Consider the following 9,315-nt stretch of genomic DNA (forward strand, 5'->3'; position numbering starts at 1 on the left):
CGCTCGCCACGGTGGCGGTCGCCGTGGCCGCGCCGCTGGCGCTGAACACCGGCGAGTCCGCCCCCGCGCGGCCCGCCGCGACCGGTCAGGACCGCGCCGTCGTGGCGCCGGTCACCGTGCCCGACGTGGTGGACAGGCCCGTGACCGAGGCGGTCAAGACGCTGCGGGAGGCCGGGCTGGTGGTCGACGACCCGGACGCGGTTGTCGTCTCGGGCACCGTGCGGCGGCAGGAGCCCGCCGCGGGCAAGGAGGTGGCCGCGGGGGAGCGGATCACGCTCACCGTCGAACCGTCCCCGACGATGCCGCAGGACCTGGGCGACCTGGGTGACGGCCGCACGTTCGGCGGCATCCACATCGGCTACCTGCCCGAGGGGCTGGAGTGGAGCAGGTGGTCGGGCAAGGACGGGTTCGGCAAGAAGAGCTACACCACCTCCTTCGCGCCGGGGGGCGACGAGAAGGACGGCTACGGCGTCCAGGTCGTGGTGTTCGAGGGCGCCGCGTCCAAGGTCGTCGAGCGGCGGATCGGCGTCTTCACGGCCGTCGAGGTCAACGGCAGGAAGGGATATCTGGCGAACGTCACCGAGGGTGGCTCCGAAGCGAGCGAGCCCGGAAACGGCGCCACGCTCACCATCGGCTGGTTCCCGCGTGACGGGCTGGCGGTCGAGGTGTACATCAGCCCGCACTACGCCAAGCAGGTGGACGCCGAAGCCGAGATCAAGAAGGTCGCCGAAGGCATCAAGCTCGCGGGGCGGTGAGTCCTGTAGGAGACTGGGATCCTTTTCCGGAATGTCCACACAGAGTCATGGGGGCTGAATGCGGCGCCTGGCACCGGCGATCCTCGTGCTCGCACTCGTCGCCTGCGGCCCGGACACCGTTTCGCTCCGCCCCGGCCGCCTGACCGCCACCCCGGCCACCCCGGCCACGCGGCAGGGGCCCTCGCTGACCTGCGGCTCCGCACCGGTGACAGTTACCTATCTGCCCGAAGGGCTGTCCCGCGGGCCGCGGTTCGCGCGGATCAGGTCGCTGACGCGTCCGCTGGAGGTGAGGGGCCTGTCGTGGCGCGGCGCCGGAGAGGAACTGCGCGTCGGCGTGGTGTGCGGCGTCCGCTCCGCCGGGCGGTTCGCCACGCTGGTCAGCAGGTCCGTGCTCTACGCGCACCGGGGCAGGCCCGCGCTGCGCTGGCGCACCCGGGGCGGCGTGCGCAACCACATGTGGCTGGAACGGCCCGGCACGGCGGTGTACGTCGCCGCCACGCCGGGGCTCGCCAGGGAGGTGCGCCGGGTCGCCGCCGGGGTCATGCCGCCCTAAGGGCCTGCCCCGCCCGTTCCGCCCATCCGTTCCGCCCGCCTGATCAACGTGCGTCGGCGAGGAGCTTGGCCAGGCGGCTGACGCCCTCGACCAGGTCGTCGTCGCCCAGCGCGTACGACAGCCGGAAGTAGCCCGGGGTGCCGAACGCCTCGCCAGGCACGACCGCGACCTCGGCCTCCTCCAGGATCAGCTCGGCAAGCTCCGCCGAGGAGGCCGGGCGCCTGCCGCGCAGCTCCTTGCCGATCAGCTCCTTGACCGAGGGATACGCGTAGAACGCCCCCTTCGGCTCCGGGCACAACACGCCCGGGATCTCGTTGAGCATCCGCACCATCGTCTGGCGGCGCCGGTCGAACGCCTCGCGCATCCGCCCCACCGCCGACAGGTCGCCGGAGACCGCGGCCAGCGCGGCCATCTGCGACACGTTGGCCACGTTGGAGGTGGCGTGCGACTGCAGGTTGGTCGCGGCCTTGACCACGTCGCCCGGCCCGATCAGCCAGCCCACCCGCCAGCCCGTCATCGCGTAGGTCTTGGCCACGCCGTTGAGGATGACGACGCGGTCGCCCAGCTCGGGAACCGCCGTGGCGATGCTGGTGAACTCCGCTCCGCCGTACACGAGATGCTCGTAGATCTCGTCGGTGACCACCCAGAGCCCGTGCTCGGCCGCCCAGCGGCCGATCTCCTCGGTCTGCTCGCGGGAGTGGACGGCGCCCGTCGGGTTGGACGGCGAGACGAACAGAAGGACCTTGGTGCGCTCCGTGCGCGCGGCCTCCAGCTGCTCGACGCCCGCCAGGTAGCCGGTCGTCTCGTCAGTGACGACGTCGACCTGGACGCCGCCCGCCAGCTTGATCGCCTCCGGGTAGGTCGTCCAGTAGGGCGCCACGACCAGCACCTCGTCGCCCGGGTCGAGCAGCGTGGCGAACGCCTGGTAGACGGCCTGCTTGCCGCCGTTGGTGACCAGCACCCGCGACGGCTCCACCCGGTAGCCGGAGTCGCGCAGCGTCTTGGCCGCGATCGCCTGCTTCAGCTCGGGCAGGCCGCCGGCCGGGGTGTACTTGTGGAAGCGTGGCTCGCGCGCGGCCGCGACCGCCGCCTCGACGATGTAGCCGGGCGTCGGGAAGTCGGGCTCGCCCGCGCCGAAGCCGATGACGGGGCGGCCGGCCGCCTTCATCGCCTTCGCCTTGGCGTCGACTGCGAGCGTGGCGGACTCGGAGATGGCGGAGATCCGTGTGGAGATGCGAGGAGGGGTCGACATGGTTCCATGCTCGCACGAGGGCCTGACCTGGGCGATCAGATTTGGTTCGACGGAATGGGCATCCACCGATACACTTTCGCCTGGTCGTGCCGCCGCATGTCGACGTGCGGTTCGGTCCAGGCAGGGAGTCAATCAGGGTAGTGTGGTTGGCGACATAGGGCACTGGCGCAATTGGTAGCGCACCGGTCTCCAAAACCGGCGGTTGGGGGTTCGAGTCCCTCGTGCCCTGCGAGTGCGGTCCGCGCAACAATGGCGTGTAAGCGCGCCGCAAAATGCGTCGGATACGACAGATTCAGGTGAGGACTGTGGCGATCGACACGCGCGGCGAGACCGCAGGCAAGCCCAGTGGTGAGAAGAAGACACGCACTTCGCCTGCCCTTTTCTACCGGCAGGTCGTCAACGAGCTGCGCAAGGTCATCTGGCCGACACGCAAGGATCTCGTCACCTACACCACGGTCGTTCTGGTATTCGTTCTGATCATGGTTGCCATCGTGTACGGGCTCGACAGCGCCTTCGGCTGGGCTGTCCTGCGCATCTTCGGCAAGGCCTGATCCGACGTCGCAGGTCGGCTGACGGAGTCGCCATTCGATTCGACGAACATCGACGCAATTCGACGGAAGAGGAAAGTCACCGTGTCCGAGTCTTCAGTGCCGGCGGAGGAGTCCCGCGACCAGTGGGGCGACGAGCCGGAAGAGGCCGTCGAGGCCGCTGAGGAGACCGCCGACGCCGAGGTCGCGGAGAGCGACGAGGCGGTCGGCGAGGCTCCCGCCGCCGACGAAGACGGTGACATCCTCCCCGACGTCGACCCCGTCGAGGAGTTCAAGCGCGGCCTGCGCGGTCTGCCCGGCGAGTGGTACGTGATCCACTCCTACGCGGGCTACGAGAACCGCGTCAAGTCCAACATCGAGAGCCGCAACGTGTCGCTCAACATGGAGGACTACATCTACCAGGTCGAGGTGCCGACGCACACCGTCCAGGAGTTCAAGAGCGGCAAGAAGGTGCCGGTCAAGGAGCGCGTGCTGCCCGGCTACGTGCTGGTGCGCATGGAGCTGACCGACGAGTCGTGGGCCGCGGTGCGCAACACCCCCGGCGTGACCGGCTTCGTCGGCCTGTCCAACAAGCCGAGCCCGCTGAGCCTCGACGAGGTCGCCAAGCTGCTCGCCCCGGAGCCGAGCGAGGAGAGCAAGAAGGCCGCGACCAAGACCGCCACCGGCCCGACGGTCGAGTTCGAGATCGGCGAGTCCGTCACGGTCATGGACGGCCCATTCGCGACCCTGCCCGCCTCGGTGAGCGAGATCAGCCCCGAGTCGCAGAAGCTCAAGGTGCTCGTCTCCATCTTCGGCCGCGAGACCCCGGTGGAGCTGTCGTTCAACCAGGTCTCGAAGATCTGAGACGATCACGTAAGCTGATACGTCGTCCCCCACGTATGCGAGGGGGAGCCCAAGGTCGCCGCACTCGTCGAGGCGCACCTTGGAATCCCACGCCCGTGGGGTCCGCACCACATTTCCAGGACCCGGAGAAGGATCATGCCTCCCAAGAAGAAGGTCGCGGCGCTGGTAAAGGTCCAGTTGCCCGCCGGCCAGGCCACGCCCGCACCGCCCGTCGGCACCGCCCTCGGCCCGCACGGCGTCAACATCATGGACTTCGTCAAGCAGTACAACGCTGCGACGGAGGCCCAGCGGGGCAACATCATCCCCGTTGAGATCACCATTTTCGAGGACCGCAGCTTCACCTTCATCACGAAGACGCCTCCGGCGCCCGAGCTGATCAAGAAGGCTCTCGGCATCGACAAGGGCAGCGCGGTCCCGCACAAGGACAAGGTCGGCAAGCTCAGCCGCGAGCAGCTGCGCAGCATCGCCGAGACCAAGATGCCCGACCTCAACGCCAACGACGTCGAGGCGGCCGAGAAGATCATCGCCGGCACCGCCCGGTCCATGGGCATCACCGTCGCCGACTGACCCCTTTTCACCACCCGTGGGAGGGCCGAGCGCTGGCCCGCGGACCACAAGGAGACATCATGCAGCGCAGCAAGGCGCACAAGGACGCCGCGGCGAAGATCGACCGCGACAAGCTCTACTCGCCGGCCGAGGCCGCGAAGCTCGCCAAGAGCAGCTCGACCACCAAGTTCGACGCCACCGTGGAGGTGGCGCTGCGGCTCGGCGTCGACCCTCGCAAGGCCGACCAGATCGTGCGCGGCACGGTCAACCTCCCGCACGGCACCGGCAAGACCGCCCGGGTCCTGGTCTTCGCGACCGGTGACCGTGCCGAGGCAGCCCGCGAGGCCGGCGCCGACATCATCGGCGCCGACGAGCTGATCGACGAGATCGCCAAGGGCAACCGGCTCAACGAGTTCGACGCCGTGGTCGCCACCCCCGACCTCATGGGCAAGGTCGGCCGCCTGGGCCGCGTGCTCGGCCCCCGCGGCCTCATGCCCAACCCCAAGACCGGCACGGTGACGCCCGACGTGGCCAAGGCCGTGACCGAGATCAAGGGCGGCAAGATCGAGTTCCGCACGGACCGTCAGGCCAACCTGCACTTCATCATCGGCAAGACGTCGTTCGACGAGCGCAAGCTGGTCGAGAACTACGCGGCCGCCCTCGACGAGGTGCTCCGTCTCAAGCCGTCGGCCGCCAAGGGCCGCTACGTCAAGAAGGTCACCTTCTCGACGACCATGGGCCCCGGTGTCCCGGTCGACCCCAACGCCACGCGCGGCCTCACGGCCGAGCTGGAGGCGTAACGATATAGCGCGTGGCTGCGCGCCAGCGGCCCCCGCCTGTGACAGGCGGGGGCCGTTCTGCGTCTCCGGCCCCTCTTCGGGTCCCCGACCGCTCCGACCGCGCGGTCTCCGGGGCGAGCGTGCACCCTGCCGATCCCGAGGCTCTCCGCGCGACCCACGTCCCGAGCGACCGCCGGGGGAGGACGCAAGCGGGCAGGGGAGGTCCGGCGCGTGCGGTCCGTCCGGCCGCGTCGCCGTCGTCCGGGGCCCTGGGGGAGCCTGTCCGGGCGGCTGTCCGCGGGAGTCCGCCGGAGTCGCGCACGGGGTGTGGCCAGGTCCGGACGGTGGGTGGGCGGTTCGGGACGGCCTACGGGAACGGGGCTCCGGGATGACCCTGGGTTTTCCCCTAGATCTCCGGGGAAGCCAACAGACCCGGCCATTGACACGTAGGGTCAAAACATGCTGAAGCGCAGGATTTCTCTCGCCACCGCCGCGGCAGGCGCCGCTCTGGTCGCGGTCGCGGTCGCCGGATGTGGAACGAACGCGCAGCCCATCCAGGCCAAGCTGGCCGCCTCTGGGGTGCTCGCGCAGGCTGCGCAGAAGACGGCGCAAGCCACCAGCTACACGGTCGACGGGATCGTCGACCTGAAGCACCCCCAAGAGGGCGGCGGCAAGGTGCAAGGACGGATGCTCTACCAGAGCAAGCCGCAGCTGGCCGTCGACCTCACCCTCGACACGATCGACCTGGGCGACAGGAGCGTGCCCGGCGGGGTGCGCGCCGTGCTCCAGGGCGACACCCTCTACGTCAAGGTGGACGCGCTCAAGAACCTCGTGGGCGCGACCAAGCCCTGGATCAAGGTGTCACTCACCGACGCGGACACCTCGGGGCAGGCCAAGCAGTACCTGGACCAGATCCAGCAGTTCGACCTGGCCAGCGTCACCAAGATGATCACCGCCTCGAAGGACGTGAAGGCCGTCGGCACCGAGAGCGTCAACGGCGAGGACACCACCCACTACAGCGGCACGTTCCCCGTGGACGTGGCCGTCCAGCAGCTCCCCGCCGACAAGCAGGAGCAGGCGCGCAAGAACCTGGCGGAGCTCAAGGACGTCAAGTTCGACATGTGGGCCGGCTCGGACGGTCTGCCCCGCAAGCTCGCGCTGAGCGGCGCGAAGGAGGGCGCGACCCTCAACGCCACCCTCTTCTTCAAGGACTTCGACAAGCCGGTGAACATCGAGGCTCCGCCCGCCGACCAGGTGGGAGAGCTGCCGAAGCCCACCGCCAACTGAGAGCGATTTGGAAACTCGGCGGCCAGCCCGTAGTCTGGTCGTTGCCGAAGACCGCCGGTCGTCGTCAGGTGCCGCAAAGCCTGGTGACCGAAGGATCCGCTTCATGCGGACGGCCCGCGCAGGTGTGATGCGAGTTTCCCGCATGGTGTGATCCATGTGAGTGAGCCCCGTGTGCGCCCTGCGCCCGGGGCCGTTCTCATTTTTCGGGCCTTCCCCGGCGGCACATCTGGAAGGAGGCCCATGGCGAGGGCGGATAAGGCGACAGCGGTTGCCGAGCTCAAGAACGAGTTCGAAGGCAGCGCCGCCGCCGTTCTGACCGAGTACCGCGGTCTCACCGTCGCTCAGCTCAAGCAGCTGCGCGTCTCCCTCGGTGAGAATGCGAAGTTCGCCGTGGCGAAGAACACCCTGACCAAGATCGCAGCCAACCAGGCCGGCCTGACGGGTCTCGACGACCTGCTCACCGGTCCGACCGCGATCGCCTTCGTCAACGGCGACGTTGTCGAGGCCGCCAAGGGTCTGCGTGACTTCGCCAAGGCCAATCCCCTTCTGGTGATCAAGGGCGGCGTCCTCGACGGCAAGACGCTGGACGCCACCGAGATCACCAAGCTCGCCGACCTCGAGTCCCGCGAGGTGCTCCTCGCGAAGCTTGCTGGCGCGCTCAAGGCGAAGCAGAGCGCCGCTGCCGCGATGTTCGCCGCGCTGCCCACCAACATGGCTCAGCTGGCCGACGCCCTGCGCGCGAAGCGCGAAGAGGCGGGCGAGTAGCTCGGGGATTGCCGCAGAACCCGCGGTCCCGTTCCCAAATTTCGCAAGTCCCATACGGAGGAAGAAACCATCATGGCGAAGCTCAGCACCGACGAGCTGCTCGACGCGTTCAAGGAGATGACGCTCCTCGAGCTCTCTGAGTTCGTGAAGCAGTTCGAGGAGGTCTTCGACGTCAAGGCCGCCGCTCCCGTCGCGGTCGCCGCCGCTGCTCCGGCCGCCGCCGGCGCCGAGGCCGCCGCCGTCGAGGAGCAGGACGAGTTCGACGTCGTCCTCGAGGCTGCCGGCGACAAGAAGATCCAGGTCATCAAGGAGATCCGCGCCCTCACGTCCCTCGGTCTCAAGGAGGCCAAGGACCTGGTGGACGGCGCTCCCAAGTCCGTCTTCGACGGCAAGGTCAACAAGGAGCAGGCGGAGAAGGCCAAGGCTGCCCTCGAGGGCGCCGGCGCGACCGTCACCGTCAAGTAACACCCCTTTTCGGGGCGTCCCTCTCTGGCGCCCCGTCGAGGTCGTTTCGCCAGAAGGGGCGGCCACACCCAGGTGCCGGGTGTGCCGCCCCTTCTGCGTGCCCGCGATGATCGAGCCTTCATCGCCGATCCGATCGCCGATCGCCGTTCCACCGTTTACGCCCGCCGTACGGCGCTGACGAGATTCTCGATCTAGTCTCATCGCCTGGTGAGAGGCCGTTCCTGACGTGCGAAACGTGACTGCGAATGCGAAGGCGCGATGGGCGCTCGGCGGGCTGCTCGTCGCCACCACCGTGCTCTACGTCTGGGGTCTGGACGCCTCAGGCTGGGCGAATCCCTTCTACTCGGCCGCGGTCCAGGCGGGCAGCCAGAGCTGGAAGGCCTTCTTCTTCGGCTCGTCCGACGCGGCCAACGCCATCTCCGTCGACAAGACGCCCGCGTCGCTGTGGCCGATGGGGCTGAGCGTCCGGCTGTTCGGGCTGAACTCGTGGAGCATCCTGGCGCCCCAGGCCCTCATGGGCGTCGCGACCGTGGCCGTGGTGTACGCGACGGTCCGCCGCCGCTTCCCCGCCTGGGCCGGACTGCTGGCCGGGGCCGTCATGGCGGTCACACCGGTGGCGGTGCTGATGTTCAGGTACAACAATCCCGACGCGCTGCTGGTGCTGCTGCTGGCCGGGTCCGCCTACTGCGTGGTGCGGGCCCAGGAGAGGGCCGCCACGGGGTGGCTGGCGCTGGCTGGGGCGTGTGTCGGGTTCGCGTTCCTGGCCAAGATGCTGCAGGCGTTCCTGGTGCTGCCGGGGTTCGCGCTGGTGTACCTGGTGACCGCGCCCACCGGGGCGTGGCGGCGGATCCGGCAGGTGGCGATCGCCGGGGTGGCCGTGCTGGTGTCCGCCGGGTGGTGGATGCTCGCCGTGGCGCTGATACCGGCCGCCGACCGGCCGTACATCGGTGGTTCGCAGGCGAACAGCGTGCTGGAGCTGGCGCTCGGCTACAACGGCATCGGCCGGCTGAACGGCGCCGACTACGGGGGACTGGGCAACCTCAACGACGAGGCGGGCTGGCTGCGGCTGTTCGACAGCGAGGCGGGCGGGCAGATCTCGTGGCTGCTGCCGGCGGCGTTGATCCTGCTGAGCGTCGGCTGCTGGGTGACGCGGCGGGCGCCCCGTACGGATCCGCGGCGGGCCCAGCTCGCGGTGTGGGGCGGGTGGCTGCTGGTCACCGGGGTGGTCTTCAGCCTCATGCAGGGGATCTTCCACGCGTACTACACGGTGGCTCTGGCGCCGGCGATCGCCGGGCTGGTGGGGGCGGGGGCCGCGCTGATCTGGGAGCGCCGTTCGAGCGTCGTCGCGGCGGTGGTCACGGCGGTCACGGCGGGCTGGGCGTACGTGCTGCTGGCGCGCAGCGACGAGTGGAACGCGTGGCTGGGGCCGGCCGTACTCGTCGGCGGGCTGGTCGCGGCGGGCGGCCTGCTGATGGTCGCCCGGCTGCTCGCGCCCGCCGGACCGCCGGTCACGGGGCCGCCG

The 9,315-nt window shown here is 69.5% G+C and carries 11 protein-coding genes and 1 tRNA gene; 11 read left to right on the forward strand and 1 reads right to left on the reverse strand.

Annotated features, from left to right (window positions below; genetic code table 11):
• Positions 1-755 (forward strand): PASTA domain-containing protein (locus DQW85_RS32795; RefSeq protein ID WP_113703658.1); only part of this gene is annotated, 755 nt, incomplete at its 5' end.
• A gap of 58 nt (positions 756-813) precedes the next feature.
• Positions 814-1,308: a hypothetical protein gene (locus DQW85_RS32800; RefSeq protein ID WP_113703659.1), complete on the forward strand. Its 495-nt coding sequence runs from the start codon at positions 814-816 to the stop codon at positions 1,306-1,308.
• Between the two features lie 43 nt (positions 1,309-1,351).
• Here the strand turns inward: DQW85_RS32800 and DQW85_RS32805 are convergent, their stop codons facing one another.
• Positions 1,352-2,560 carry a pyridoxal phosphate-dependent aminotransferase gene (locus tag DQW85_RS32805; protein ID WP_113703660.1) on the reverse strand — a complete coding sequence of 403 codons (1,209 nt, stop codon included), beginning with the start codon at positions 2,558-2,560 and terminating at the stop codon, positions 1,352-1,354.
• A 156-nt stretch (positions 2,561-2,716) separates the two neighbouring features.
• Here DQW85_RS32805 and DQW85_RS32810 point away from each other — a divergent pair.
• From DQW85_RS32810 to DQW85_RS32850, 9 genes are all read left to right on the forward strand, one after another.
• Positions 2,717-2,789 (forward strand) — tRNA-Trp (locus DQW85_RS32810).
• A 76-nt stretch (positions 2,790-2,865) separates the two neighbouring features.
• The gene (secE, locus tag DQW85_RS32815) at positions 2,866-3,111 is read left to right on the forward strand and encodes a preprotein translocase subunit SecE (RefSeq protein WP_205315590.1); all 246 of its coding nucleotides are present in this window, start codon (positions 2,866-2,868) and stop codon (positions 3,109-3,111) included.
• An 81-nt stretch (positions 3,112-3,192) separates the two neighbouring features.
• Positions 3,193-3,951: a transcription termination/antitermination protein NusG gene (gene nusG / locus DQW85_RS32820; RefSeq protein WP_113703662.1), complete on the forward strand. Its 759-nt coding sequence runs from the start codon at positions 3,193-3,195 to the stop codon at positions 3,949-3,951.
• A 135-nt stretch (positions 3,952-4,086) separates the two neighbouring features.
• Positions 4,087-4,518, forward strand: a complete 432-nt coding sequence (gene rplK / locus DQW85_RS32825) for a 50S ribosomal protein L11 (RefSeq protein ID WP_113703663.1) — start codon at positions 4,087-4,089, stop codon at positions 4,516-4,518.
• Positions 4,519-4,577: 59 nt separating this feature from the next.
• Positions 4,578-5,297 (forward strand): 50S ribosomal protein L1, encoded by a 720-nt coding sequence (rplA, locus tag DQW85_RS32830; protein ID WP_205315591.1) that lies wholly within the window; start codon positions 4,578-4,580, stop codon positions 5,295-5,297.
• A 438-nt stretch (positions 5,298-5,735) separates the two neighbouring features.
• Entirely contained in the window at positions 5,736-6,563 is an 828-nt protein-coding gene (locus DQW85_RS32835) for an SCO4651 family lipoprotein (protein ID WP_240197572.1), read from the forward strand.
• A gap of 240 nt (positions 6,564-6,803) precedes the next feature.
• Complete coding sequence (gene rplJ, locus DQW85_RS32840; RefSeq protein ID WP_113703665.1) at positions 6,804-7,328, forward strand: 50S ribosomal protein L10; 525 nt, start codon at positions 6,804-6,806, stop codon at positions 7,326-7,328.
• A gap of 72 nt (positions 7,329-7,400) precedes the next feature.
• On the forward strand, positions 7,401-7,793 hold the full coding sequence (gene rplL, locus DQW85_RS32845) for a 50S ribosomal protein L7/L12 (protein WP_113703666.1): 393 nt from the start codon (positions 7,401-7,403) through the stop codon (positions 7,791-7,793).
• Positions 7,794-8,028: 235 nt separating this feature from the next.
• A partial coding sequence (locus tag DQW85_RS32850) for an ArnT family glycosyltransferase (RefSeq protein WP_240197573.1) occupies positions 8,029-9,315 on the forward strand: 1,287 nt, incomplete at its 3' end.

Source organism: Nonomuraea lactucae (genome assembly GCF_003313395.1).
In the GTDB taxonomy this organism is placed as follows: Bacteria; Actinomycetota; Actinomycetes; order Streptosporangiales; family Streptosporangiaceae; genus Nonomuraea; species Nonomuraea lactucae.